The 26,704-nt window shown below is 47.1% G+C and carries 21 protein-coding genes; 7 read left to right on the forward strand and 14 right to left on the reverse strand.

What is annotated here, in order from left to right:
• Positions 1–6: 6 nt before the first annotated feature.
• The 3 genes from ACWQXP_RS10165 to ACWQXP_RS10175 all read right to left on the reverse strand — a co-directional run bounded on the left by ACWQXP_RS10165 (position 7) and on the right by ACWQXP_RS10175 (position 3,042).
• Positions 7–477: a VOC family protein gene (locus tag ACWQXP_RS10165; protein WP_454062705.1), complete on the reverse strand. Its 471-nt coding sequence runs from the start codon at positions 475–477 to the stop codon at positions 7–9.
• 106 nt (positions 478–583) lie between these two features.
• Complete coding sequence (ilvD, locus tag ACWQXP_RS10170) at positions 584–2,431, reverse strand: dihydroxy-acid dehydratase (protein ID WP_454062706.1); 1,848 nt, start codon at positions 2,429–2,431, stop codon at positions 584–586.
• A gap of 236 nt (positions 2,432–2,667) precedes the next feature.
• On the reverse strand, positions 2,668–3,042 hold the full coding sequence (locus ACWQXP_RS10175) for a cupin domain-containing protein (protein WP_454062707.1): 375 nt from the start codon (positions 3,040–3,042) through the stop codon (positions 2,668–2,670).
• A 537-nt stretch (positions 3,043–3,579) separates the two neighbouring features.
• On the opposite strand from ACWQXP_RS10175, the gene ACWQXP_RS10180 reads away from it, so the two are divergent.
• Complete coding sequence (locus ACWQXP_RS10180; RefSeq protein WP_454062708.1) at positions 3,580–5,895, forward strand: hypothetical protein; 2,316 nt, start codon at positions 3,580–3,582, stop codon at positions 5,893–5,895.
• A 253-nt stretch (positions 5,896–6,148) separates the two neighbouring features.
• Complete coding sequence (locus tag ACWQXP_RS10185) at positions 6,149–9,229, forward strand: hypothetical protein (RefSeq protein ID WP_454062709.1); 3,081 nt, start codon at positions 6,149–6,151, stop codon at positions 9,227–9,229.
• Between the two features lie 234 nt (positions 9,230–9,463).
• On the opposite strand, the gene ACWQXP_RS10190 is transcribed toward ACWQXP_RS10185, so the two are convergent.
• A complete protein-coding gene (locus ACWQXP_RS10190) occupies positions 9,464–9,604 on the reverse strand; it encodes a hypothetical protein (RefSeq protein ID WP_454062710.1) in 141 nt (46 codons plus the stop codon).
• Positions 9,605–9,726: 122 nt separating this feature from the next.
• Between ACWQXP_RS10190 and ACWQXP_RS10195 the strand changes: the two genes are divergently transcribed.
• Both ACWQXP_RS10195 and ACWQXP_RS10200 read left to right on the forward strand, forming a co-directional pair.
• Entirely contained in the window at positions 9,727–10,818 is a 1,092-nt protein-coding gene (locus ACWQXP_RS10195) for an ATP-grasp domain-containing protein (protein ID WP_454062711.1), read from the forward strand.
• Positions 10,819–11,090: 272 nt separating this feature from the next.
• On the forward strand, positions 11,091–12,377 hold the full coding sequence (locus ACWQXP_RS10200; RefSeq protein WP_454062712.1) for a TAXI family TRAP transporter solute-binding subunit: 1,287 nt from the start codon (positions 11,091–11,093) through the stop codon (positions 12,375–12,377).
• A 303-nt stretch (positions 12,378–12,680) separates the two neighbouring features.
• Here the strand turns inward: ACWQXP_RS10200 and ACWQXP_RS10205 are convergent, their stop codons facing one another.
• Positions 12,681–13,670, reverse strand: coding sequence for an alpha/beta hydrolase fold domain-containing protein (locus tag ACWQXP_RS10205; RefSeq protein ID WP_454062713.1), 990 nt, complete (start codon positions 13,668–13,670; stop codon positions 12,681–12,683).
• A gap of 213 nt (positions 13,671–13,883) precedes the next feature.
• Complete coding sequence (locus tag ACWQXP_RS10210; protein WP_454062714.1) at positions 13,884–14,711, reverse strand: nucleotide excision repair endonuclease; 828 nt, start codon at positions 14,709–14,711, stop codon at positions 13,884–13,886.
• A gap of 518 nt (positions 14,712–15,229) precedes the next feature.
• Here ACWQXP_RS10210 and ACWQXP_RS10215 point away from each other — a divergent pair.
• Together ACWQXP_RS10215 and ACWQXP_RS10220 are read left to right on the forward strand one after the other, a co-directional pair.
• Positions 15,230–17,023 carry a LysM peptidoglycan-binding domain-containing protein gene (locus ACWQXP_RS10215; RefSeq protein ID WP_454062715.1) on the forward strand — a complete coding sequence of 598 codons (1,794 nt, stop codon included), beginning with the start codon at positions 15,230–15,232 and terminating at the stop codon, positions 17,021–17,023.
• 416 nt (positions 17,024–17,439) lie between these two features.
• Positions 17,440–17,790, forward strand: a complete 351-nt coding sequence (locus ACWQXP_RS10220; RefSeq protein ID WP_454062716.1) for a type II toxin-antitoxin system prevent-host-death family antitoxin — start codon at positions 17,440–17,442, stop codon at positions 17,788–17,790.
• Positions 17,791–19,171: 1,381 nt separating this feature from the next.
• On the opposite strand, the gene ACWQXP_RS10225 is transcribed toward ACWQXP_RS10220, so the two are convergent.
• The 8 genes from ACWQXP_RS10225 to ACWQXP_RS10260 all read right to left on the reverse strand — a co-directional run bounded on the left by ACWQXP_RS10225 (position 19,172) and on the right by ACWQXP_RS10260 (position 25,639).
• Complete coding sequence (locus ACWQXP_RS10225; protein WP_454062717.1) at positions 19,172–19,786, reverse strand: hypothetical protein; 615 nt, start codon at positions 19,784–19,786, stop codon at positions 19,172–19,174.
• Positions 19,787–20,901: 1,115 nt separating this feature from the next.
• Positions 20,902–21,084 carry a hypothetical protein gene (locus ACWQXP_RS10230; RefSeq protein WP_454062718.1) on the reverse strand — a complete coding sequence of 61 codons (183 nt, stop codon included), beginning with the start codon at positions 21,082–21,084 and terminating at the stop codon, positions 20,902–20,904.
• 152 nt (positions 21,085–21,236) lie between these two features.
• A complete protein-coding gene (locus ACWQXP_RS10235; protein WP_454062719.1) occupies positions 21,237–21,590 on the reverse strand; it encodes a DUF5615 family PIN-like protein in 354 nt (117 codons plus the stop codon).
• Positions 21,591–21,836: a DUF433 domain-containing protein gene (locus tag ACWQXP_RS10240; protein ID WP_454062720.1), complete on the reverse strand. Its 246-nt coding sequence runs from the start codon at positions 21,834–21,836 to the stop codon at positions 21,591–21,593. It abuts the gene before it with no gap.
• Between the two features lie 521 nt (positions 21,837–22,357).
• A complete protein-coding gene (locus ACWQXP_RS10245; RefSeq protein ID WP_454062721.1) occupies positions 22,358–23,224 on the reverse strand; it encodes an MliC family protein in 867 nt (288 codons plus the stop codon).
• 314 nt (positions 23,225–23,538) lie between these two features.
• Positions 23,539–23,784 (reverse strand): hypothetical protein, encoded by a 246-nt coding sequence (locus tag ACWQXP_RS10250; RefSeq protein ID WP_454062722.1) that lies wholly within the window; start codon positions 23,782–23,784, stop codon positions 23,539–23,541.
• Positions 23,781–24,311: a zeta toxin family protein gene (locus ACWQXP_RS10255; RefSeq protein ID WP_454062723.1), complete on the reverse strand. Its 531-nt coding sequence runs from the start codon at positions 24,309–24,311 to the stop codon at positions 23,781–23,783. The genes ACWQXP_RS10250 and ACWQXP_RS10255 overlap by 4 nt, the downstream gene beginning before the upstream one ends.
• Positions 24,312–24,340: 29 nt before the next feature.
• Positions 24,341–25,639 (reverse strand): DUF2130 domain-containing protein, encoded by a 1,299-nt coding sequence (locus ACWQXP_RS10260; RefSeq protein ID WP_454062724.1) that lies wholly within the window; start codon positions 25,637–25,639, stop codon positions 24,341–24,343.
• A 260-nt stretch (positions 25,640–25,899) separates the two neighbouring features.
• Between ACWQXP_RS10260 and ACWQXP_RS10265 the strand changes: the two genes are divergently transcribed.
• On the forward strand, positions 25,900–26,592 hold the full coding sequence (locus tag ACWQXP_RS10265) for an SDR family NAD(P)-dependent oxidoreductase (RefSeq protein WP_454062725.1): 693 nt from the start codon (positions 25,900–25,902) through the stop codon (positions 26,590–26,592).
• Positions 26,593–26,704: the final 112 nt, after the last annotated feature.

The raw sequence follows: 26,704 nt of genomic DNA on the forward strand, positions 1-26,704 counted from the left end.
GTTATATTAGGCGCCACCTTGCGTGAAAAACTCTTCCGCACGCTTGTTGATTTCCTCTGATGTGAGATCTTCTTTATGGGTGCCGAGAAACCACACATGCCCAAAAGGATCTTCTAACGTCCCGTTGCGGTCACCATAAAATTGATCTTCCACGGCCTTTACAACCTTTGCCCCTGCATCAACAGCCTGAGCAAATAGAGCATCTACATCCTTGACGTATACATAAAGACCTATCGACGATCCGCCCAGTGACTTCGGGCTACGGAACGCTCCGGTCTCACACGGATCGGCCAACATGATGACGGAATTACCTATTTTGATTTCGGCATGCCCTATTTCCCCGCTAGGCGAAACGAGACGAAACAATTCAGTTGCATTAAACGCATGTTGATAAAATTTAATGGCTTCAGCGGCACCTTGAATGCTCAAATACGGGGTTACGCTATGATAACCATCAGGTATGGGGTTAACAGACATGTCCATTCTCCTTTCGAGTAGAGATGGATGACTACTTAAAGGTTAAAAGCACTGGCAGGTTTTTTTGATGTGGCAATCAGCCAAAAGAGAATGATTATGAGACGATTTACTTCTTTAGCTGATCCACATTGCGAATAGCCCCTTTGTCAGCGCTGGTCGTTAAGGCGGCATAGGCCCTGAGCGCCGAAGATACCACGCGGGTTCTCTTTTCCGTTGGCATCCACGCGTCGTGACCTTTGGCTTCCATTTGGCTTCGACGTTTGACCAGATCGTCGCTGGAAACGTTCAGGTGAATCGTTCGATTGGGAATATTGATCTGAATTTCATCACCTTCTTGCACAAGACCAATCGCTCCACCTTCTGCAGCTTCCGGTGAGGCATGCCCAATAGAAAGCCCGGATGTTCCGCCAGAAAAACGACCATCCGTGAGAAGGGCACAGGCCGCACCTAAGCCCTTGGATTTGAGGTAACTGGTGGGATACAACATTTCTTGCATACCGGGCCCACCTTTGGGCCCTTCATAACGGATAACGACCACATCGCCAGCTGTAATCCTGTCATGCAAAATTGCTTCGACGGCTGAATCCTGCGATTCAAAGACGCGGGCCGGGCCAGAAAAGACCCAGTTCTTTTCGTCAACCCCAGCTGTTTTCACAATGCATCCATCTTCGGCAATATTGCCATAGAGAACAGCAAGTCCTCCTTGCTGACTGTAGGCATGCTGCATATCGCGAATGCAGCCATTCTCACGATCAAGGTCCAACGTGTCATAGCGCGTGTCTTGACTAAACGCGGTTTGCGTCGGAATACCTGCAGGGCCAGCTCGATAGAACTCTTTCACTTCCTCACTGCTTGTCACCGCCACGTCCCAGTGACGTATCGTTTCAGCAAGTGTAGAACCGTGAATGCTCCGCACCTTGGTATTCAATAAGCCGCCTCGATCTAATTCGCCGAGAATTCCCATCATACCGCCAGCACGATGCACATCTTCCATATGGTATTTGTCTATGGCTGGAGCAGCCTTACAAAGATTCGGCACTTTTCGCGACAATTGATCAATGTCCTTTAACGTGAAATTGACCCCGGCCTCCTGGGCCGCCGCTAATAAATGGAGAATTGTGTTCGTCGAGCCTCCCATAGCAATGTCCATACTCATCGCATTGGCAAAGGCATCATAGGACGCAATACTGCGAGGAAGGACCGATTCGTCATCTTTCTCATAGTACCGCTTCGTAAGTGCCACAATCTGACGGCCAGCTTGCAAAAACAATTCCTTTCGGTCTGCATGCGTGGCTAGCAGAGAACCATTGCCTGGTAAAGCCAGACCTAAAACTTCCGTCAGACAATTCATAGAATTCGCCGTAAACATGCCGGAACACGATCCACACGTTGGACAGGCAGAACGTTCATATTCCTCAACTTCACCATCCGAGAGTTTCTCGTCCGCAGCCATCACAATTGCATGTATAAGATTTGTATGATGTTCAGCCAACTTCGTACGGCCGGCTTCCATCGGACCACCGGAAACAAAAACAGTTGGAATGTTTAACCGCAAGGTCGCATTGAGCATTCCCGGAGTAATCTTATCGCAATTCGAGATACAGACTAAGGCATCGGCACAATGTGCATTCACCATATATTCGACTGAATCCGAGATAATATCCCTGGAGGGCAAACTATACAGCATGCCGTCATGCCCCATGGCAATTCCATCATCAACGGCAATGGTGTTGAACTCTTTTGCGACCGCACCTGTTTTCTCAATTTCCCTCGCCACGAGTTGACCAAGATCATGCAAATGTACATGCCCGGGCACAAACTGCGTAAATGAATTGGCGATGGCAATGATGGGTTTTCCAAAATCATCATTTTTCATTCCCGTAGCTCGCCACAGAGCTCTGGCGCCAGCCATATTTCTGCCTTGAGTGGAAGTCTTTGATCGAAGTGGAGGCATATCACGAACTCCTAATGTGTTAAGAAAGAGTCAAATACTTCATCAGTACATGAATAGGTAATTGATGATTGTAACATCATTATTTCATCAAATGCATAGAGCAACCGTTCCTATCATCCTGGACTATGTGTTTGAATTTTCACAATGTTTCGTTTCTTCATGTTCCCATATTCTGCACGTCATCGCTGTCTAGAGGAATCTCAGCAACTCCTGGTCAGAAAGCAAGCCTTCGTAGGTCATGATTTTGAAGTGGCATGACTGGGATACGATATTTCTAACACGATACATTCCTCATCTGTCTTAAAGGGGCCATGGATCTCTCCTGGCGGTCGGCTGGCATAGTCTCCTGCAGAGAGCCATTGATCAAATGCCGCATCATAAAGTCGACCTTTGACAATAAAAATTTCCTCGGGATAGGCATGGCTTTTCGGCCCAAAGGCCGCGGTATCGGCACCAGGCTTAAATCGAGTTAAACGAGTATAGTCACCTGACTCCTCATCAATGGCTAACGTCAGTTGTTCCAATTGGCCATCGGCACCTTCAATGCCTTCCCATTTCTTACCATTTTCTGGAATGAGTGGATTCCAATAGGTCATAGTTGTTTTGGCCATATCTTCCTTTTTTCCCCTACCCTCTTGGACGTTTGACAAGAACACCCATCATCGTTGCAAATGGTATCGAGAGCCTGGGGACCCTTCGTCATCCCTCGCCGCTCTCATTCCCACAGAAAACTATGCTGCGCTTATCAAATTTTGTCAATGCGCAAATCGTCTCGCCATGAAGCTAAAAGTAGATATTGAGAGAAAAACCAAGTATTAGGCTTCATGCAATTTGATACGTTTCAACCTTCCACAACTATACACGGCTAAACGAGAAACCACCGATGGTCTATCGTGTATCGAATCAGATACCGCAGGTTATCCGTTTGGATAAATCAAACGCACGTACCAGTATCTTCTCTTGCTTCCCATTCAGAAAAAATCTTTCATACATCACAAGTTCTCTTTGAATGAAGGGAATCTTTCATAAATTTCTTGCTGGTACTATTCTTGCGCTATTTGGTTTTGCATGGAAACGTTTCTTCTTGAATATGAACATGAAAAATAAAAGTATAGAAATTAGAAAAATACACAAGAGGGATAAATCAGATGAAGATCAGAAAATCACCCCATTATATCGTCACGGTTCATGGTATTGGTGAACAGGCAGAGAATGTTACTTCAGTGGAAGTGGTCCAACGCTTTGCCGAAGCTCGTCAAAAGAAATCAGTTCCTTTGAGCTATCGGAGTCTTCTTCCAGCCAATTTGTCGTCCTATTCAGTCAGGCGGAAGGGTCATGGGCCTGGATGGTCTGAGTTTTGCGGAATTCCTGTGGATGCAAAAGACAAATATACGGATCCCTTTGACGGCACCCGTGAGTCCAAAACTGCCGGTAAGAATTTTCGCTTTGTCGATCTTCGATGGGCGGATATTCTTCAGGATCATCAGGCCAAGTTTTCCTCTCGTGTCGAAGCCTGGACCGGAGCCCTGCTCAATCGTCTGGAACTGCCATTCACACCGGAAAATTGGAGCGAGCCCTGGATGAAACCATTACTCAAGGAAGTTGAGAACACGGTCATTCCTTTTCAACGAATACTCAAATGGTATAAGCCGGCAATTGCCAACCTCATCTTCGACAATATCCTTGGCGACATTCATTTATATGGGGACTATACCCGGACACGAGGGCAGGCGGTTCGCAGATTCCATTCTACCCTGGACCAGATCCATCTTCGTGACTTTGAACAATGGTGTCGATATGAGCGCACCGATCCCCGCGAGCAGTATGCGTCACCAAAGTACACCATCATTGCTCATAGCCTGGGAAGCATCATGAGCTTTGATGCCTTGGTCTATGCCTTTGCCAACTCAAATATCCGCTCAGGACAAACTACGCATGCCAGCGGATCACTTCCCTTTCCTGGCTATACGGAACAAGAAGACCATGAGAAAGATTCGTGGGAATCACTTATAAAGAATCTTCAAAAAAATCCTAAGAATCCGGACTTGCCCGATGGAAAGGAAAACTTCAAAGCCTTCCAAAACATGTACCCGCAAGTAACAAAAGAGTTTCCAGCCGTGCCCCATCTGCTTTGGCGAACAAACGTGGCAAACTTTATCACCTTAGGCTCACCCATCGATAAGTTTCATGTCCTTTGGCATCACAACTATCGGCACATGGGATTGATGCATCACGACTTCCCCGATGAATGGGCTGAAAACTGGCTGGACCAGGAATTGTTCCCGCAAATACAACATTATAATTTGTGTGATGAACAGGACCCGGTCGGGCACCATCTTGAAGTGGCCCAAGAATGCCAGAACTATAAAAAAATATTCGACACGTCTATACCTGTGGCCTATCGGGATGTTGTCTTTCGACGGTATCCTGTTCCAGGCGCAGCACATACGCAATATTGGAAAGATCAAGAACTCTTTGACATCTTGGTCAACTCGATTATCGACTGCCCGAGAGCCCAGCCTCAACCTCAGGAAACACCCGTTTCACTTGCATCTAAGGGTATGGATAGATTTGCCCAGCCATCATTTATCGAAGTGCCCGGGTTCTATCAAAAGGCGTTGGAATGGGCGTACTTTCGTATTCCATTGATTACGGCAGTGATAACAGGTCTGCTGCTGAGCTATGGGATCATCCAATGGCAACGGGAGGGCTTTGCTCTCGCATACCTTTCCGCCATTCTCAGTGCAATATTACTCTGGGGTATGCCACGTCCGTCAAAAGGGTACCAAAAAGAAGTGAATCCCGTAGAGGACAGAAAGGAGGAAAAGGAAGAGGAAGGCATCTCAGAGCCATTACACAGAGAAGAATTCTCTCCATCGACCGAAAAAGAATACTGGTGGAAGCGCTGGTGGGAACGTTGGAAGCTACGCCCAAGTCTCTTTGCGAACCTTGTGCGCGGAGCCGTGACATGGCGGCGGATATTAATTTGGTTAAATCAACATCCGAATCAGGCATTTACGCTAAATGACGCCTTACGCAATGAGGTTCGCCTTTCTCTTAAAAGTTCAGGAGGGTTTATAGCTAACGTCAAACGGAGAGTGGGGGTCGGATTCATCTTTCTATCCCTTTCGTTTGCCGTAGGTATGTTGGGTTGGTGCCCGCTCGTTGCGCCAAACCAGATTTCACCGTACTTGCCCGGTTGGCTGTATGTCCCAACATTGCTCACCTTCATCATTTCTGCCTGTTATCTTTCCGTCATGGCCTATGTAGGTATTGTGTTTACACAGATGAAACAACATTCGTATGAAAGACAATTAATAAAGGTCGTGAACATGAAGAAGCACCAGGCCAGTCCTCAGAAAATGAACGACACTGTTGATCGCGGTTTCTCGTCAACTCAGCATCAACTTTATCCTAAAGCTCAGGATAGACATGAAGAAAAACCACACACAATGAATGTTTGATCAGGAACCCATTATTCTCGTGCGCTTGGCAGGAAAATGGGAGGTTTTCCATAAGTAACCGAACTCTTCAAGAAGATGATCCTGATAAATGTCTAAGCGGTTCTCAGAGTCATCACAAGATTTCCTCCAAGGTTGACCGCCATGGATCCAAGACATCACCAACATATAGTTCAAAACTTGGTCATGGAATCCATGCATCTTTGCTTTCAAATTTTCCAAGCTCATGGCGTTGGATATCAAAAGTTCCATTGATATGGTTGACCTTCAGAATAATACTCCCAAACTTCCACTAACCAGCATTTTAGCCTTGGTGGCCATGGTCAGCGGCCTCTTAGTCTCTCAAGCTCCGTTGAAAACATCACGGCCCATTGGCAAGGAAGTGGAAAGTCCGGTCTTTGTGAAACATGAGCGTGTAGAATCCCGTCTCTGGCAAGATCCCTTTGAAGCTATTACAACCCACCTGAACAAAGAGCATGCGTTTGAGAAAAAGCCTCATACGCCTTCTCATGACCCTCACCGTTTGAGTGAGTTAGCACACACGATTCTTTCGCTAGCACCAAACAAATCATCCTTTACCATTATGCCGGTCATGGTAGATGGAAGTCCGTATTCCAGCGGAGTGGAGTCGCGCCTACGTCATCGTTATGCCATTGTTTCCGCGCTTGGAGCTGCAGAGTATTTGCCCGAGACGTCGGAATATATTCGTTTTTTCAATTGGACTCGGAAGCCCTGTAATTCCTCACAATGTCCATCATTGGTCGTTCCGGTTGAATGGTATAAACCCAAACCCAGCCTTGGTGAGGAGGCGCCGCAGATTTTAATTGTCTGGCTCAAAGGGCAGGACTTCAATGACCAACCGTTAGAAGGACTCGCTCACCTGGTTAAGAATTTCAAAGAAGATTTTTACCCAGCGAGCAGTCGATTTAAAATTTTAGGACCACGGAGATCTGATGCTCTTCGCACTATGGTTAAGGAAATTAAAAGTTCTTTGCCTGCATTGAATCCGCTACAGGGTGTGGAAATCTTTTCTTCTTGGTCCACTGCAGATGACACCTACTTGATAGGAGATTCGCCCATTAACTCTAGAAAATCGTTGACTTCGATAGGAGATCCCTCGACTTGCTCCAAAGATACGTTGGCAACCTCGGCTACAACGACCACAGCATCCGCTGGAATGAGCAAAGTCGTCGAGAAATTCAAACAAGCAGGCATTTCTCTAATTCGGACCATTGGGACCGATGCCAAATTAGCTAAAGAACTCATTGATGAATTGAAGCTGCGGAAGGTCGATGTCACTGCCCCTTGTACGAAACAGGAATGTTCTCATCATGTCGCATTAATTTCAGAATGGGATTCGTTGTACGGACGAGTATTACCCAGAACCTTTGTTGCTGTTGCCGAAAATATGAAAGAAGATGAATCAGGGTCGAAATTCGAAGAACACATTAATATCCTTCGTCGAAACGTTTGGCCGTGTTGGGCACACCATTACTCTTATTTGGCTGGGTTGGATGGCGAGCTTCCGTTTATGTCCGATGGTAAAAATAAAACAGAAAATCTGTTCAATGAAAAAACAGGCGGAAAAGCGAAACGCATACCGGTAGGCATGGAACGCCCAGAAGGTGGAGGGCAGTTAGATTACCTTCGTCGATTAGCCAAAACTCTTAAAAAGGCTGAAGCCAATATTCCTGGAGAATTTCAGGCCATTGGCGTTCTCGGAAGCGATGTCTACGATAAGCTCTTGATCCTCCAGGCGTTACGAAAAAGTTTTCCTCAGGCTATCTTTTTCACAACTGATCTGGATGCTCTTCTTGTCCACCCAGAACAATGGGACTGGACCCGCAACCTCGTTGTCGCTTCACATTTTGGATTGGAACTTCAACACGATCTTCAGCAAACAATTCCCCCCTTTCGAGACAGTTATCAAACCGCGCTGTTCTTTTCCGTACAGCAAGCCTTAAAAGAGAAAGAGGAAAGACAGTTTATGACTGACGTTCCACCAAGAATTTTTGAGATTGGCCATTACGGTCCATTTGATTTGAGTGCACTGACACCCACTGGGCCCCATCCTAAACGCCCAGACCTAGATCCAGACACAGGTTATCCGAATCTATTCAATTGGCTACTCACCTTTCAGATCATCACAGCAATCATTCTTTTGTTGAGCTGCGCAATTTTGATGAGCAGCCATGTATGGACGATGTTTGTAAGGCTTGTGACTCAACGTACGTTTTGGGTCGCGATGGTGGCGAGCCTTAGTCTCATCATCGGGCTAATATATTGGGCCTTAAGTGATGGAGCGGAGGGCGAGCCCTTTGTCCTGACAGAAGGAATCAGTGTCTGGCCAACACAAGGGTTACGCCTCTGGTCTTTCTTTTTATGCGGAGTCTTTTTTCTATATTCGAGGTGGAGTCTGCGTAATAATGAAATTCAATTGAGAGATACGTTCAGCCTACCAGAGCCACCACAAGATCACCCTCAGGGTTCGTGGCGTCAGCAGTTGATGGGTATTCATCACTGGGTCCCCCAACCATTACGGCATCACGATATTGATCAGTTGTGGACCAACTATTTATCACTGGGGCTCTGGAAGAATCGATGGATGCGATTTGGATTACCAGCCATTCTCTATCTCTGCGTAGGTTCCTTATTGATGCAAATGTTTGATTCACCTCATACCCCTTGTCGTGGTCCGGCTTGCTTTTTGATTAACAAAGTCGTCTTAGCATTGAGTGTATTGAGCATGATTCTCTTGATTTTCTTTGTGGTGGATGCCACGAGTCTTTGCCGGCGATTGATTAAACATCTTATCGAAGAATCGATTCAATGGCCGGACGGTTTATTAGAATTTGAGGCCAAGAAACGAGGTGTAAAAAAATGTCATGTCCATGAATGGCTGATTATTGACTTGATTGCCCAGCGGACAGCGGTCATCGGACATCTCATTTATTATCCTTTTATTATTGTGTTTCTTATGGCTGTGGCTCGGCATTCGGATTTTGATCGCTGGGATCTTCCCGTGAGCCTTGCCATTTTAATAACGTTGAATATTGCCTATGCGTTTGGGAACGCCATCGGGTTACGAAGATCGGCGGAGAAAGCCAGAACAATAGCCCTTGCCACATTGAAGACGAAGCTATTGCCGTTAGATGAACAAATCCCATCTGAAAAAGAATCCCGAAAGCAAATTGAGCGTGCTATCGAGGCGATTACCAATAATCATTCTGGCGCCTTTCTCCCGGTTACGGCACATCCCATATTCGGAGCCATCGCTTTGCCTTCTGGTGGATATGGGCTCGTCCTCCTCACTGAATATCTCGCGAATACCATTTGAACTCAATTGGACGCGTGCAAGATTACGATCTTCGAAAAAAGAGGAACCATATGGACAATGCTTGAATAGGCATCATCACATTCTAAACAACTGCCGCTCTTTCCCATACACAATCTTCTGCAAAAAACGAACAGGCACTTCGTTTTATAATTATGAGAAATCTGTCAAACCGCGGACAGCGATCATGGCTTTTAGGCCCAAAAGCTGAGATGTCCGCACCGGGCTTAAATCGAGTTAATCAAGTATAGTCTCCAGACTCTCCATCGAAGCTAACGTCAGTTGCTCTAGTTGGCCATCGGCACCTTCAATTCCTTCCCATTTCTTATCATTTTCTGAAATGAGTATGTTCCAATGGGTCATTGTCTTCTTTGCCATTATTTAACCTCCTTTGTTCTGGAATTATTTTTCCTCGCCACCTAAGGCTTTAACAATTTCCTGAAATAATCCGAGAAAGAAACATGATAACAAACGCTCGAAGTTCGTAGGAGAAGGGCCACGTGTATACTATTGCCATTCAACCGGATGATGTCCCGCTAGCCAGTGGACGACGTCAATCGTTTTCTCATCGCTGGGTAGAATTGTCACGAGCATCCGGATATAACATTCGAATCGTCGATGTGTACGACGAAGAACATTTATTTTCTCAGCTCCAAGGTTCCGATGCGTTTATGTGGGCATTTTGGAATGCATCAACAAGCCGTGAACTCGGTAAACGTATGATGTCAGCGCTCTATCATACTGGAAACTTGATCACCTTCCCGAACTGGCGAACCTGTTGGTTCTTTGAAGATAAAATTTCTCAACGCTATTTACTGGAGGCACGCGGCATTCCAACGCCAAAAACGTGGGTGTTTTGGCGACGTCAAGATGCAATAGATTTTCTAGGACATTCTAAGTATCCCATCGTACTGAAGCTCGCATTCGGAATATGCTCAGACAATGTGTGCTTACTTCGCAATTTCGAAGACGGCGAATATTGGGTGTCTAAACTTTTCAAAGAAGGGGTAGCGTCGTTAAAAATTCCAAACCCAAGACCCTTACTTCGAGAAATTGCAGCACGAGGACGTGATGCAGCAAAAGCATTGTTAGGGATGGACGCACGGTCATATAGCTTACCGCCGGATATCCAGAGAGGTTGTGTCTTATTTCAAGAATTCATCCCAGGCAATGATCACGACTTACGAATTGTTGTGATTGGATATAGGGCATTTGCGTTTCGACGAATGAATCGACCAGGCGATTTCCGAGCAAGTGGCAGTGGATTAATTGATTGGAATCCGCAAGAGATAAACGAAGCATCAATCCATTTGGCATTGAGCATTGCGAAAAAACTTGGGCAGCAGGTGATTACATTCGACATTGTGCATCGAAACCACGAACCGTACGTTGTTGAAGTAAGCTACTATTACGAAGCTTGGACGGTTTTCGAATGTCCGGGACATTGGACCTTGAAAGAACATACTTCCACCAACACACTTCAATGGATTGAAGGAAAGACGAAACCTGAAGATGCGATATTCATTGATCTTCTCAATGAAATAGAGGAAAATCGCTCGGCCAAGTCAGTCGGGGACCAGGGTAGCGGCTAGCCTCAACTGGCTAGGAGAAAGATTCGGTACAACACAAGAGCATCAAAAACAATGTTACAATGTCATTCATCGTAACTCCATCCAAGGTAAAGTATCTACAATTCTTACAAACGAAAAACTTTTTACTCTACCTGACTAGCGCGTTCCCTCAACAATGGTAGTATGGTAATATCCCAAGTACGGTATGGGAATTCAGTATTTCGGTATACGTTTCGCAATCATACCCCCTCCTCCTACAGCGACGCTATTAACATCGGAGGTTTTCCTTCTCCATGAACTCTTCCTTGCTCAAGAGTACTGGCCTTGCCATATTGATTGCCTTAGCCGGGTTTGTGCTGGCCTATCAGTTTGTAGAACCAGCCCCGCCGAAGGTCATCACTCTGGCCACGGGCAGTGCCACTGGTGCCTACCATGCCTTCGGCCTTGCCATGCAGGATATTTTAGCGGACAACGACATCGAGCTCAAACTCCTGAATACCGCCGGCAGCGATGACAATGCGGCATTACTAGCAGAAGGAACAGTCGATATCGCATTGATGCAAGGCGGCACACCAGTGGACTCGGTGCCAGGAGGCGAAAAATTACGAGGGCTCGCCAGTTTGTATTACGAACCCTTATGGATCTTTCACCGAATAGATCCACCACCAACAAAACTCTCGGAGTTGGCCGAGCTACGGATAAATCGAGGAGTTCCAGGCAGCGGGACGAGGAGACTGACGGATGAACTACTCGCGTTAAACAATGTCGTGGGTGAGAAATTTAGCGAATTGAATAATGCCACGGCCAGTAAAGCTCTCCGGGCAGGTAAATTAGATGCGTTATTTATGGTAAGCGGGGAAAAATCGTCGGAGGTTCAAACTCTGCTACGAGCACCAGGAATTGCGCTGATGAACCTGCCACGGGCAAAAGCCTATCACCTGCACCGTCGGTATTTATCTCCAGTAAGCTTACCACCCGGTGCTATCGACCTTGCCAATGAACGTCCACCAACCCAACTGAACTTAATTGCCGTGACAGCCATGCTGATAGCTCGAAAAGACCTGCATCCGGCGTTAGTCGATCTCCTGCTGTTATCGGCACCCAAAATCGTCGGAAGCGCCGGACTATTTCACGAAGAAGAACAGTTTCCATCGGGAGAGTACCTGTCCATCCCGTTGAGCAAAGAAGCCCAGCGCTTTCACAAACGTGGACCATCGTTCCTACAGCGCTTTCTGCCATTTTGGGCCGCCACCTTAATTGATCGACTCGTGGTGATGCTGATTCCGCTGGCGGCGCTCGTCATCCCTCTATTCAAGCTTTTCCCACCTCTCTACCGTTGGCGAGTTCGTTCCCGCATCTATCGATGGTATGAGGATCTACAACGTATCGAGTCACGTCTAGACACCGGCAGTGCCACGTCAGAGGAACTCGCCGAAGCCGTGGTCAAACTAGAAACAGAGGTCAAGCATGTCGAAACTCCGCTGTCCTACGCCGACCAACTCTACCATTTGCGCGACCACATTGATCTCGTCCGCACACGGATCAATCAGGAAACCTCCAAGAGACAACAGTCCTCATAACGTACTATTAATTCGCTAACCAAGAGTCTGTCCGTGTGCTCGATCGAGCTCCTCCAGGGTCTAGTAGGAAAAGACAGAACCAACATGATTGAACTCCCAATACAGGAGATTACGACTCATACCATGTTGGGCATGCGTCGTAATGACGAGGCTAATCCCGGAGTATATATGCATACCTACATAAACAGCGGATTAGCAGTAAATACTCAGTTATAAATAATTCACGAAGAGCTAATTTCTATGAATAGCTCCCAATTTAATCGAGTCTGACTCCTAAAAATGAATGGCATATTTATTCTTTTTTTAAGGCTTCCATGTTTCAATCGTCGCGGTTGAGACGGGTACGATATTTTCTCGAAGGTACTTATCAAAAAACGCCTTGACTCTAACGTCTGCGGCCGTGTTGAAGTTGCCGTGCCCCGCCCCTTTGACGATGACGAAATAACTTGGCACGCCGGTATTGCGCAACACCGCATCTATTCTCACGGCCTGGTCGTAGGGAACCGTGCGATCCTCTGTCCCATGAATGGTCAAGACCGGCGCGTCATTCGGCGTGATGTATGTGATGGGTGAGGCGGCTTTTGCCTTATCGGTGTATTCACGCAAAGGGCCGCCAATGAGCATTGCCTCCGGGGCGTTCGCTTGGGTCCGGTCAATGTCGCTCGGTTGACCAATGATCGCCATGATCTCCGACACGCCGAAGAAATTGGCAACTCCCTGAACTTTACTGCTTACGCCCCTATATGGGCCAATGTCCCCTTCAAGTTCCGGCACGTCGTCACTCACGCCAAGCATCAGGGCCAGATGAGCACCCGCGCTTCTGCCTAAGACGCCGATGTGGTCGGCGTCGAACCCGTACTTCGCGGCATTAGCCCGAACCCAGCGAATAGCCGCCTTGCTATCGTGAATCTGTGCAGGCCATTGCGCCTCGCCGGACAAACGGTATCCGATCGATACGCCTGCATACTGCCCAGAGCGAAGAAAGGGCATCAGCCTGCCTGCCCCATCGGACTTGTCGCCATGAACCCAACCGCCGCCATGGATAAATACAATCACCGGCAATTCTTCGGTTGCTCGTCCTTTCGGCAGATACACATCGAGCCGATGCCGGGGATTGTCGCTCTTGGCATACGGAACGTCGAACAGGAAGGTGATGGGCTCTCCTTTGCGTTCGTCCACTGACATCGTGCCGGACTTGTCGAATTTTCGCTCGTCCTTTGTAGCCCCCTGAGCTAATAGCGGGGCGGCAAAGAATGTTGAAGTGATGACCAACAAGACGACTATGCGCCTCATGGAGGCCTCCTGGGTTAATTGTGCCAGAACGTGCTACGCAGTAGCTGTCTTCCACTTTGAAAAACTTGCCTGACCGCTGAACGCCAACAACTGGTGGTAATGTAAAATAACTGACAACGGAAATGTGTCAGGATCCTTATTGGCCCAATAATCAACGACAGGCTCAACCTCTAATTCAATTCATGCGGCTAACAATCCAGGCTACTAAGAAAATCACTCGGCAAAACGTGCCAGGATAAAGGTTCGATCCCGTTCTTTTTGGCTTAGAAATTCACTCTTACATCCTGATTTCTTTTTTGCCTTCCTCAGTCGATTGGCTTCTTCACGAAAAAATTCGACTAAAGAATTCACCGCTTTCTGAATCTTCCCTGCCTCACTACTTTCGATAGTCTTTTCCAACAATGAATTAATCACCACTCGAAGAAAGTTTCGATTTCTCCCATTCAGAAAGTCAGAAAGTTCTACAGCCAATTCAGGGTGTAATTGTCTAAATCCAGCAATGTTGGTGTATGGTATTTTGGGAAATTTCTTCAAACGTTGGCTGGGTTCACGGTGTCCAAGAAAATTCAATATCCGAACTAAAGAATAATAAGCCTCTTTCGTGAGATCCCGAGAACGGTATACACCATGCATCTTGAATACCGTATTGACGAACGCTTCCGGGTCTGTTGAATAACAAAGATAGAACACACGGTCGTTATATCCTACGCCAAGGGCGGGATACATGAAGGAAAATGCGCCAGAAATATTGAATGTGGGCTTGAGCTCTTGAATGAGTTGGTTTTCCAATAACAACGCTTCTTTTTCAGATTCAACAACATGGAACGTCAAGGCCGTGGCAACCCGAACCATTTCACGCATTTTTCTATGAGCCTTTTTTCTCGTTGTATTTCTGTACTGCCTGAATCGATCGCGTAAGTTCTTCGCTTTTCCAACATAAATCGTTTTCGCTTCAACTTTGAACTCGTACACACCTGGACTCGAAGGCACGGAACCCAGAAATTCTTTTCCAAAGACCTTGTCGAAGAGATTCATTCCCATAAGAAAAGCCTTGCATTCTAGAATAACTTTACACAACTAGCAAAATTGAGTGAATGAAAAAGACCGCACGAACCTTTTCAACCTAGACTCACCGTGACATCGACTCGATTCAGCCTTTCCGATGCATAAAAAATAGTGTAGCCTGCCTTGCAGGATGATATGAAGCACATTTTCTCTCGATCGTGAAAATATGTCCTAACCAAACGCCTTAGCCTTCCAGCAATTCATAAGTCCTCAAATGTATTGACAGTAATTTATTATGGTGAGATGGTTAGAAATATCGTCATAAAAACGTCAGTAAAACCAGTACACCCGTGATCAAGAATACAACACGACGACCCAACAGCTTGATTCTTTCTGTAGCATGCTGCATGACCACCTTGTGGTGGAGTGCATTTATCATAGAAGCCACACACGCACAAAATGACGTCAATACACACAAGGCGGTAGCTGAATCAGAGAAAACCCCGAAGTCTACGTTCAACAGACCGCTTCCTAACCAAGGAGAGAAGAGGCAGATGAATGCGACTCAGGAATTTTCACAGCATGCTTCACCACTCAATGATGCAGATGGCAGAGTTCAAGACTTGCTCATGGTCGATCGCTTTTCGGGCGTAGGTGAGACTCCTCTCTTTGCTGAATTTGCAGACTACAACGCAAAAGTGACCTTGCCTTTGTCTGTTCATCAGTTTGAAGGACACCATGCTCAACGAGATACCACCCGGCATTTTCTGGTTTCTACTGGTCGCTCTTATGCCATGATGCCGCTCGAAATCAATCGGCCAGTCAAACGTATCCTCGATTATTATCAATATGACATTCACAATAGATTTCAACAATACCTTGACCGATTCGAGAAATATAAAAATTTGGTTCAACGTGTGTTCAGAGAAGTCGGGCTACCGACAGAACTTGGTTATCTCTCATTAGTCGAGAGTGGGTTTAATCCTCGCGCCCTCTCGCGAGCACGTGCATCAGGACCCTGGCAATTCATGAAGCCAACGGGAATAACGTACGGGCTGAACGTGACGTGGTATGTGGACGAACGTCGGGATCCTGTCAAATCCACGGTCGCTGCGGCTCACCACCTCAAGGACCTCTTTGATCAATACCAATCTTGGCCGTTGGCGCTGGCGGCTTACAATGCAGGTGGGCCGAAAATTTCGCAAGCTATTCGAAAAAGCGGCAGTCGAGATTTTTGGGAAATTCGGGAGACAGAGTATATCATGCAAGAAACCAAGGACTATGTCCCCAGTTTTATCGCGGCAGTTCTCATTGCGTCAAATCCGACTCGATATGGATTCAAGGTGAATACGACATCACCGTATACCTATGATGAAGTGTTGGTGCATAAGCGTGCTCACCTGAAAGCGGTGGCAGACACGACGGGAATTTCCTTTAAAAAATTGAAAGAACTTAACCCAGAACTTCTTCAAAATATCGTTCCCATCGTAGAGGTTGGCTATTCGTTAAAAGTTCCTCTGGATAAGGGGCTCCTGGTACGAGAACACCACGATCAAATTCAGAAGTGGACCAAACTTCCACCGGAATCTGCCACCTGGTACCACGTACGGTTTGGTGAGACACTCGATGACGTGGCCGAGAAACTCGGTCTGTCTGTTCAGGAACTCAGACGACTGAATAATTTGAAAGAAGACGATTTGATTTTTTGGAAAGACCGGCTTCGGTTACGAACAGACGACGATAGCGCTCCAATCGCAATCGAGGCTGAACCGGCGCCGCCACCCACCTGGTACCATGTACGATTTGGGGAGACACTTGATGACGTGGCCGAGAAACTCGATCTGCCTGTCCAAAAACTCCGACGACTCAATAATCTGAAAAAAGGAGATTTGATCTTTTGGAACAACCGGCTTCGTGTCAGGGCAGACGAGGATGACGATCCTTCGCTTGTCCCAAAATCTGAACCGGCGCCACCACCCACCTGGTACCATGTGCGATTTGGGGAAACACTTGATGACGTGGCCAAGAAACTCGGCCTGTCTGTTCAAAAGCTCCGACGACTCAATAATCTGAAAAAAGGAGATTTGATCTTTTGGAACAACCGGCTTCGTATCAGAGCAGACGAAGATGACAATCCCTCGCTCATCCTGAAAGCTGAATCGGCCTCGCAAGCCGCCTGGTATCGCGTGCGGTCTGGGGACACGCTGACATCCATTGCGAAGCAGTTCGATCTGTCCGTGGCGGAACTCAAACGACTCAATAACTTGAAGAATGATCGTATACGATCGAACGACCGTCTTCGTGTGAGACCAGACAATGACGATCTGCCAGTCGCCCCTACCCCTTAAAAAACAAACCTTAGCCTGACCTTGTCACCTTCACCACATGAGAACACCATGGATCGGCCTGTAGAAGGACTGGACATAGAGTTTGACCTGTAGCAACTCCGTTGTCCTACTCCCAACAGCTCTATCCTTTGGAAACCACAGTGATCTTGTTCAGATACGGATCAACCCAATGGCTTCTGAATCGATTTTCCAAGATACCCAGCAAGAAGTGACAACGGAGACAATCTAGGCATCCCTAATCCATAAAAAACGATGTCTGCTTTTCCAATGTTGCTCCTGATTTCAGCACATTGTGAAGTTGCTTCTTCAGAAAATTGGCATCTATCGCTAGAGCTAACAATAGACGTATGCCTTAATAGCTAATATGGATGAAATAGACAAAAATCTTATTAAATGCAATATTCATACGGATCTATATGAAAAAACTGACCTTTAGAAATAGTCACGGTGAATTGGTTGATATCCCGGAGGTCGCGGCAACCAAGGTCAAGAACAAGTTTGGCTCGATTTTGGTGCAAGCGTCTCACGGAGGCGCCGTGGCGATCACCCGCTATGACATGCCAAAGGCCGTCCTTCTTTTCTATAAGGAGTTCGAATCGTTAGTGAACAACCAAGCCAACACACTTGATAGGTTAAGTGCAGAGTTCGATGATCTGCTCAACAGCATGCAAACCCCCAAATCCCAAAAAGGCATGAAGACCGAATTCCTGGCTTCGCCAACCCAACTTATCCGCGCTGCCGTTAAGGCTGCACGAAAAGCTCGTTAGGCATTACCCTTCTCATTTTCCTAGACACTGACTGGAACTCATTTGATTAATGTCGAACATATACGTATTGGCTGGTACGAACGGCGCGGGGAAGAGCAGTATTGCAGGTGCAACATTATCGTGAATCTAGAGGATCGTACTTCAATCCCGATGAAGTTTCCCGAACGTTGCTCACGGACAACCCTCAACTGACTCAAGCAGACGCTAACAGCTTAGCCTGCCAGGTGGGAATCAGACTGCTCACTTACGCAATAAAGAAACACCTTGATTTTGCCATTGAGACAACGCTTGCCGGAAACACCATCCCACGACTTTTGAGATAGGCTAAGGCCAAAGCTATTCGCATCCATGTGTGGTACGTTGGGCTCTCCACACCTGCGCTCCACATTGAACGAGTGCAATCGAGGATCCGTCATGGCGGTCATGACATCTCGACGAACGTTATCCGTTGACGCTTTGAACACAGCCGCTTAAACCTCATTACACTATTACCTCATCTCACTACCCTTCGCATGTTCGACAATAGTCATTCTGGAGACCCGTTGTTGGGCCACACACCCAAACTTCAATTCATCCTGCACATGGAAAAAAGAAAAATTCTCGCGCCAGTTGATTTCGCCAATACTTCGAGCTGGGCCAAACCGATTGTAGCGTCAGCGATGAAATTACGTCAGAAATAAATCAGTTGAACTCTGCGAAGTCTGATAGGAATTAGGGATGTAGGGAAGTGAAATCTTGAAAGCTGAACTTTTTATTTCTTAATAAAAACTTAGTTTCATGTCGGACAGGCAAGGAAGTGGGAGTATTATAAAGCAAGCGAACGGCCCCCTTTAGACCCCTTCAATTCCATAGATTGTGTGATATTCTCCTCAATACCTAGCCTTCTTGTTTGCATGCCGGGGTTCGTCCCGGCGGCCGAGGCCCTTTTGTTTCGGCAAAAGGGCCCAAAACCAGTGACGCCCAGGCCAGATTCATCGGATGAGCTGAACACCCTTTGAGGGGCGGACCAACTCGCTGCGCTCAAACAAGCCCCGCCCACGATGAGAGGTGTTCACTCAGGGGACTGGCCTGCAGGCATCTAATAACATGTACCGAGAAAAGGTTGAAACGCTATACGACACATGGAACAAGGAAAAATTCTTGCGCCAGCAGACCTTGCCAATACCCCAGCCTGGGCCAAACCCATTGTGGGTTCGGTGATGAAATTATGTCAGGAATAGATCAGTTGTGCCGGGCGAGACATGATGGGGATTTGGTGTGTAGAGAAGTGATAGCTTGATGCTGAACTTTCTATATTTTTAAAAAATTAGTTTCATGTCGAACGGGCAAGGAATGGAAAGTATTATGAAGCAAGTGAACTGCCCCCTTTAATAGCCATTACCTAGGGACCGAGGTCGAGCTTTGCGGACTTCCAGTCTACTCCTTCATCGTCCAAAAAGGCTTTTAGGTCACCAAGCGATGCTTGCACAGTGGCGACACCCTTTGATCTATTCAAAGCGTCTCTAGTGTCTCCGATTCTCTGTCGCGCGAGTTCCGTGTCCGGTATGATGGTGTGAATGTTCAGCCTGTCCTGCGTGAGTTTCGCTTCGTTATTGTATACGTTGATTGCGGCGATCAGAAAAAACAGCGTCGACAACAACTCGGTGTCTTTGGTCTCGGTGAACAAGCCGCTCGCGATAGCTGCAGCAACAGCGTCACTCTGCAGCACAGGATACACGGCGTACCTACTCAACTCCTCCTTCGTAGCGTCGGCAAATGCCGGTTTAAAAAACTGAGCGCGATTTATCAGTAGTTCCGTGGCTAGTGCCTTGACTATCGCCTTACGCGCGTTATGCTGCCGTTGACTTTCAGCTGCTTCAAGCTCAGTTCGAACGCTACGGGTCGACAGTTCCGCCCAGCCTGCCGTAGCAACGAAAGCTAGCACTGCAATCAGAGCGCTCGAGCCTATGGTCACTAACCACAAGCTCCAGTTTGGGAAACTTGACAACCAAGACATGTTGTTGTCCTCGTCTGGCACCCAACATTGGGCAACGAGCTCGTCGTGTGATGTCGGACTTCGTGGGACCGCGTACGTTGCCAATGCTAGAGCCTGTCGGGCGAAGTTCCGGGTCTGGCAGAAGAAAGACTCTTGCTTTGCTCATCCGAAGCCTTACTTTATACGTCCCTTCTTGCCGCCTAACTAGAAATAGACGGCCCAAATGCCGTATTATCTAACGGCATTTGATAGAATATGCTAGATTTTTCAAATTTCGTCAATGTATAGAGCTTCTCCAGGAATTAGGCTGCAATGACGACAAGTCCTTCTGGTACAATTTTTGACCAGGTACGTCAGACTATTCGCGTTAGGCATTATAGCCTGCGAACGGCGGAGACGTATCCTTACTAAATTTGCTTCTGCCTTTTTCAATTAACACCCCCTCTAAGCCTAGGACAAAGGCTTGTTTGTAAAACAATGATGTAGCACTGCTCTATTTCAATGCAGAATTTTCTCAGATTGTCCTTATTTGAAATAGGGGGTCATGTTACTTGTTTTATGACATAGAACCTAACCCTCTGAATCATTTCCACGAACCCTTATTAGGGGCAAGTCGCATGTTTCGTCATACCTGTTCGACGAATTTCTTTCTCTGGCATGCCCACCATGGATTGATATGTGCATGCTGGAGAAACAGGGTTAGGTTTTGCTAAATATACTACTGGAGTAATCACAGTCTATGTCTGACGAGCTAGAAAAGTATTTCATCAAAATAACTTTCCAGCGGTGTCTTCGCCATTAACTTTTGGTGCATCCAGTGACCTAATTTGGAGGCTTTCGATTTCTTTAAGTGTCCTGCTCCAATCCCTTGGAGGTCGCTATACATACCAAAAGTAGAGAGCATGACTCGATCTATTTGTTCTTCCCATTTTTTCAATGTAAGTTCGCAACTAGACTTTAGATATCGCTTTCTCTACAAAGATAAGAGATATAGCTTGCACTCCTATGAGAGAAGATTTTTACACATTCCCCTAATTTGTCAAGATTGGGTCAGAAGAAAATTGCGAGGAGGTTCTGAGGAGGTAGGATCAAAGGCCATCGGAAATTTCTAATGAACACCCAACGGCCTCATTTTCCTACGAATGCTTGGGAATTCTTTTCGCAAGTCGTTCACGGCTCAGCCCACCCTTGATGATATTCACCCTGGAACGTTTTTTCTGCTTACTTTCCGCAACGAGGTCAACCATCACCCCATCACGAATGACCCAGACTGGCGTATTAGCCTGGAATCCTTGTTGTTGGCCTTGGCCGTAGCCCACTGGAACGCAGATCCGACCTTGGCAAAATCAGAATCAATGACAGAAGGGCGTCTTTGATCATCGATTGCTTTTCCCTCATCCAACAACGCGACAAAACTTCGTAAGGCCTTCGATTTCTTGCAGGGTATTGTAGACGATGCCTCTAAATTGACCTAAGCAATATGGCCAAATCGAACTTGGGTTGCAGTGACCACAACGAATTGATTGGGTAGCTGCTCGGAATACTGTTCAAGCACTTTTCTAATCGTGTCGATTTTGTTCGTCGCCCGTTCATCTTCGAGACGCAGAAAAATGAGACCCCGATGTGGGTGACGTTCCCGATACACTTTTTCTCCAAACCCTTTGTCGTTCGTGATGAGAATCCAGTTCTCGGTATACGCCTTTTGGATAATTTCACTATCCGTCATCCCTCGTGCTTCCTCATAGACTGAGAAAACCTCATGGTGTGAGTTTCGTATCCAGCGGGCTACCACAGGCCCTATACATTCATCCACCAGAAAGCGCACTTACTCCTTCCCTGCCAAGGGCATGAACGCGGTGTCTTCTAAAGACTTGGTGGCAAACAACAAACACGCCTGAATATCTTCCTGTGTAAGGCCTTCGTATTCCTCCACCACTTCTGTGACAGTTGTGCCATGCGCTAAAAGATTGAGAATATACTCAACCGTTAAGCGAGTTCCCTTGATGATAGGTTTACCAACCATGATATTGGGATCAATCGTGAGCCGATCAAGTAATTGTTGGTCATTCATGAGTCAAGCCTTTCTGTACGATATATTGAGTTCCTTTGTCAGAACGAGCCTCAATGATTTTGAGCTTTACCAAACATGCGAGACGACATTCCGCCGATACATCACTGGCTCTTGAAATTCCACAATCCTGTAGGATGTTTTCATCGTTCACCACATGCTACGCAACGTATCGACTTGATGCAAGACACGATTGAACCGACTTAACGGTCAAGAAAACTTATCATCCAAATAACTTACCCCCTGACTCCTCTCCTAAAAGGGGACGCTACCCTTTACCATGTCTTCATTCTGCCGCCGGTCAAAAGGATATCTTCCCGACGGTTGCCCGTTGGGTGATATGTGGGGCATCAAAGACGGTTCTTGTAATTCTGGGCATACAAATATACCATGGCCCTCATAAGGGGTAGCGCCCCTTTTAATAGGATCTTAGATGACCCACATCGGTGTATGGAGTCCTTCTTGCCTAACTTTTCTCTGAACAGTATCTGGTCACGCTAAATTTTGGTGAACGAATCTCCTCCTCAAGATGCCTTCTTGCAGTGCATCTCTGGAGCGTCATAGCCCCAGGTAATCGATGCTTCGCCGTGGTGTTCCCAAAAGGTCTCGTTGCGGCCCTGGTATTTCGCACCGCTTCCGCTTGGCTGTACGAACATCAACGAGATGCTGTCTCCGCGTTCAGCGATTAACGTAGAAGGATCGGTTTGGAAGAACGTGGCAACGACCTCATTGGCGAGATTGCCGTCACAAACGAAGCGCACAGGCTCGTTAGATGGCACCAGTCGGTACTGCGCCTGCAATTCGGCGATGCGGCGTCTATACCCATCTCGAACGCATCCGCGCTTGTCATTGCTCTTCCAGCAATCGTTACGTCCTTTGATCCACCCCCGTTCCTCTGCCTTGAGCACAGAAGGATGCTCGTTCGTCGCTTTCTTCGATGCGGCGGCGTAAACGCCGGAGAATTTGCGGTCAAGCGCCGACAACTCCGTATCCCCGCAAATCATGGCTTCGACGTTATCGTCTGGGACACTATCACAGGAGAACGAGGGACCTGTTGAATTCGACACTTGGTCGAAATCATTATTTTTTGCTGATGATGTAAATCTGCTCTGTACAATCTGATCGATATGACGACACCAAGCTTCGCTGTCCCGATTCGGAACATTCGGCTTGTCCCGAATACCAAGCTTGAACTCAACCACCGACTTCCACTCATCTGACCCAATGTCGGGACCGTGCGCTTGTCCATCGCCCGTTCGCACATTCTCTTCTATGAATTGAGACCATGCGTGAGAACAAAGAACCCTCTCCTCCTCAGTCGACTTCTCAGTACGGCTTACCTCGGCACAAGAAGCCGTAGCCATAAGGAAAATAACTAACCACCTATTCATGAAAGTTCCTTCAAGACCACGGTTCCGCCTGCGCGATAGTAATCCAATCCTGCATCTCGCCATGAATTTCTTTCGTTACAAACTCGATGCGAAAAATTGCCACTCTGGTTCTTTCCATCATCTTTCAACATGTCAAATGTCGAGATTGTTTTATAAAGCCTGTGAAGGCTTCCATAGCATTCGCTCATTTTTTCAGATCGGTCTTATTTGTCAAGATGATTTAGGTGCTACATTGAGAGGAGGGATCGAGGAGGCAAGACCAAAAACCTCATGCTAAACGGAAATTTCAAATGACCACCTAACGGTCTCATTTTCTATGAACGCTTAGGGGTTCTCTTCGCGAGTCGTTCACGGCTCATTCCGCCCTTGATAATATTTACCCTGGAACGTTTTTTCTTCTTACTTTCCGCAACGAGGTCAACCATCACCCCGTCACGAATGATCCAGACTGGAGTATTGGTCTGGAGTCCTTGTAGTTTGGCATTCGCCGCAGCCCGTTCTAGCGCAGCCCCTACCTTGGCAAAATCAGAATCTATAACAGAAGGACGTCTTTTGGTCATCGTATATTTTGGCCTTCCTCAACCCAGATGGGGCGTTCTTGGGAATTCTCATAGAGTATCCACCGATCCACCAACGTTTTATAGGTCTGTTCAAAATGACGAGACCCCGCCCGAAATCGTCTTCGAATGACTTCCTCAGGAAGATCATGTCCACCATGAGCCACGCGTCCGACAACCCTCGCAATAGCAATCTGGGGGTGATCTAACCGAAGAAAAATAAGCTTCACAAGATATCCCTTCTTTTGCCACTGCGGAATAAGCCGCGCATATCTCAATCCGCTCAATGTGCTCTCGAACGCAAAGCTCTCTCTCTTGCGAACAAACGATGTCATTTGCTCTACCATCAACCTTCCGGCGCGGATCATCGCAAGTTCCGGATTGAATGGAGACAAGCCATAGGCAATGAGGTCGGCGTTAATAAACCGTGGACAATTCGCATCCTTCGGCAAAAACTCTCGTGCAAGCGTGGTTTTCCCAGCACCATTTGGACCAGCTAGTATCACAATTTTCTTCTGATCTTTACGCATCAATCAATGAAACTTTCCATTATATATTTTCATCCGAATAACTTCCCACTGGTATCACTTCCTTCATCCTTGGGCGCATCCAACGATGTCAGCTCAAGCCCCTCGATTTCTTGCAGGGTCTTTCCGGCGATGCCTTGGAGGTCGCCATACATGCCGACGGTGGATTGCATGACGCGATCGATTTGCTCCTCACGTTTGGCCCATTGCTTCGTTATCACTTTGCGTTCTTTATCCAGATCTTCCTGCATGGAGGTAAAACCTTCCACAATGGCTTGCACGCGCTGACGGAAGCGTGGTCCCATTAAATACTGATAGACCATTTCCATTTTCGTCTGCTGTCCTTCTGACGCCTGTCGTGCTGACGCGACTTCCATGAGTGTATGACGCAAGACAATGGCCACAGGGAAGGCAGCCTTGGGATGCGTGACCCACACGCCATCAACAAGTTCAAACGTTTCCACACCTTTTGGCAGCACCTGACTGACGATCACGGCGATCTCAGACTTGGCCTGCCGCTGATCTTCGCGTAACTTGGTGAGCCAACCATCGCTCCAGTTTTTCGTTCGTTTCGATTCCCACAAAATCGTACCACATGGCTGACCAAACCCACTCATGACTCGTTGCAGCACATCCCCGCCATACTCGCCCTTCGGAACCGGCTGAATCTGATCCAACGGAAACTTGGTCGATAGCAGCGATTCCAGTTCCAACTCTTGCACTTCCCCCTGCAACTGCTGTGAACCCTGCTCGGCTCTTCGCTTGAGATCTTCGATCTGTTTTTGCATCGATGAAATCGTTTGTTCTTTTTCCCTCACTTTGAGACTCAGCGACTCTTCGGCTTCTTTCTTCGCTTGCTCTCGCGTGACAGTGAGTCCTTCTTGCACCCGTTTCTCTACCGTAAGGTCTAACTCACGCTTCGCGTCATCCAATTCACGTTGTTTTTTGATTAACTCGGCCTGGGCTTTCTGTGCTTCTGCAAGTTTTTCGTCGCGCTGCTTGAGAATGGTCTGTAAGTCAGATAGTTCCTTCGCTTTCTGCTCCAGATCAGTTCCGATTGCCAACTTAGCTTTCTTCGCTTCTTCCGCAGAAATTCGAACACGTTCGTGCTTGAGTTTTTCAGCTACCTGACTATCCAGCGTTTCCCGTTCCTTTGCTATTGCCGCTTCCCGTGCACCTAACGCTGCCTCACGTTTGGCTGAATCGGCATCTTTCTGTGCTAACCGCCGTTCATAATCCTGTTTTGTCGTTTGAAGCAGAGGCGCAGCAAGCGACTCAGTAAGTTTGATTTCGGTCTGACACTTCGGGCAGATAATGGTTGGTTCAGTCATAGCGGGTAATGAGGCTCCTCTGAATCGGCCAGTCCCATAGCCTCTAGTAAAAGTAATTCGGTGTCATTGCCTCAGGATTTTGCTCTACATTCATACCATAAAAAAGACAACGTAGATGAGTCGCATGAAACTTTTGGCCCATCCTAGCCAACCCACAATAAAATGTACAGGTTGTCTTTTCTCGGTTGACAAGTCTGTTTTTTGTTGTTTTGATCAGTGAAAGTCTTACCCCATACGAAACCAAATTCTTTCGTTCATTCATGCCACAAAAAATTCTGATTATTGGCAATTCAGATGGCATTGGCGCTGCCGTCACTCATGCACTCGTCACACAAGGTGATGAGATCGTTGGTATCTCTCGCAGTCCGAGCCCGCTGGGGAACAATGGTCCTCGCCATGAGGTGCTTGATGTTTCCACCCCAGAGTATCCAGATCTCTTACAGCGCTTGATCGCAGAAGAGGGTCCATTTGATACCTGCATTTATTGTGCAGCCATTGGCTCAGAACTTACCCTCCCTGACCTTTCCAGAGAAGCCCAAGTCATTGAAGTGAACCTCACGGCAATGGTGAAAACCTTTGCTGCCCTGACTCCAGGCTGGATCAGTCGAAAACACGGACATTTCATTGGGCTTTCCAGTTTAGCTGACGATTTTTATAATGAAGATGCCCCATCCTATACCGCCTCAAAAGCGGCCTTCAGTAACTATTTGGTCGCGATGGCCTTAAAACTTCGCTCACATGGCGTCCATGTGACCAACATTCGCTTTGGGTATGTTGATACGAAACTTCCGAAGGCCGCACGCAAACCATTGATGATGAGCACAGCCCAAGCGACAGACTATGTTTTGCAATGTATGAACACACGGCCTATTCAGCTCAGTGTGCCGAAATTGGCAGGAGCCATTCTCCACAGCCTCCGCTGGATGCAATCTTTCCGAGTCTGGACGTCATGAATGAGAAAAACTAACAGGCATTCACAGAGAGACGATACAGTTTCAACAGGTTTATTCGTAAAAGGAGAAAGCTGACATGACCGATGCGGAACTGATTCAGAATCTCGGTCCC

The sequence above is a fragment of the Candidatus Nitrospira salsa genome, assembly GCF_965152625.1.

Excerpts from the sequence above, each read along its gene's own strand:
- ACWQXP_RS10200 (WP_454062712.1), top strand. The coding sequence starts at position 11,091 with ATGAACTCTTCCTTGCTCAAGAGTACTGGCCTTGCCATATTGATTGCC.
- ACWQXP_RS10210 (WP_454062714.1), bottom strand. The coding sequence starts at position 14,711 with ATGGGAATGAATCTCTTCGACAAGGTCTTTGGAAAAGAATTTCTGGGT.
- ACWQXP_RS10220 (WP_454062716.1), top strand. The coding sequence starts at position 17,440 with ATGAAAAAACTGACCTTTAGAAATAGTCACGGTGAATTGGTTGATATC.
- ACWQXP_RS10250 (WP_454062722.1), bottom strand. The coding sequence starts at position 23,784 with ATGACCAAAAGACGTCCTTCTGTTATAGATTCTGATTTTGCCAAGGTA.
- ACWQXP_RS10190 (WP_454062710.1), bottom strand. The coding sequence starts at position 9,604 with ATGGCAAAGAAGACAATGACCCATTGGAACATACTCATTTCAGAAAAT.
- ACWQXP_RS10255 (WP_454062723.1), bottom strand. The coding sequence starts at position 24,311 with ATGCGTAAAGATCAGAAGAAAATTGTGATACTAGCTGGTCCAAATGGT.
- ilvD (WP_454062706.1), bottom strand. The coding sequence starts at position 2,431 with ATGCCTCCACTTCGATCAAAGACTTCCACTCAAGGCAGAAATATGGCT.
- ACWQXP_RS10175 (WP_454062707.1), bottom strand. The coding sequence starts at position 3,042 with ATGGCCAAAACAACTATGACCTATTGGAATCCACTCATTCCAGAAAAT.
- ACWQXP_RS10180 (WP_454062708.1), top strand. The coding sequence starts at position 3,580 with ATGAAGATCAGAAAATCACCCCATTATATCGTCACGGTTCATGGTATT.
- ACWQXP_RS10185 (WP_454062709.1), top strand. The coding sequence starts at position 6,149 with ATGGTTGACCTTCAGAATAATACTCCCAAACTTCCACTAACCAGCATT.
- ACWQXP_RS10215 (WP_454062715.1), top strand. The coding sequence starts at position 15,230 with ATGAATGCGACTCAGGAATTTTCACAGCATGCTTCACCACTCAATGAT.
- ACWQXP_RS10245 (WP_454062721.1), bottom strand. The coding sequence starts at position 23,224 with ATGAATAGGTGGTTAGTTATTTTCCTTATGGCTACGGCTTCTTGTGCC.
- ACWQXP_RS10240 (WP_454062720.1), bottom strand. The coding sequence starts at position 21,836 with ATGAATGACCAACAATTACTTGATCGGCTCACGATTGATCCCAATATC.
- ACWQXP_RS10225 (WP_454062717.1), bottom strand. The coding sequence starts at position 19,786 with ATGTCTTGGTTGTCAAGTTTCCCAAACTGGAGCTTGTGGTTAGTGACC.
- ACWQXP_RS10205 (WP_454062713.1), bottom strand. The coding sequence starts at position 13,670 with ATGAGGCGCATAGTCGTCTTGTTGGTCATCACTTCAACATTCTTTGCC.
- ACWQXP_RS10165 (WP_454062705.1), bottom strand. The coding sequence starts at position 477 with ATGTCTGTTAACCCCATACCTGATGGTTATCATAGCGTAACCCCGTAT.
- ACWQXP_RS10260 (WP_454062724.1), bottom strand. The coding sequence starts at position 25,639 with ATGACTGAACCAACCATTATCTGCCCGAAGTGTCAGACCGAAATCAAA.
- ACWQXP_RS10265 (WP_454062725.1), top strand. The coding sequence starts at position 25,900 with ATGCCACAAAAAATTCTGATTATTGGCAATTCAGATGGCATTGGCGCT.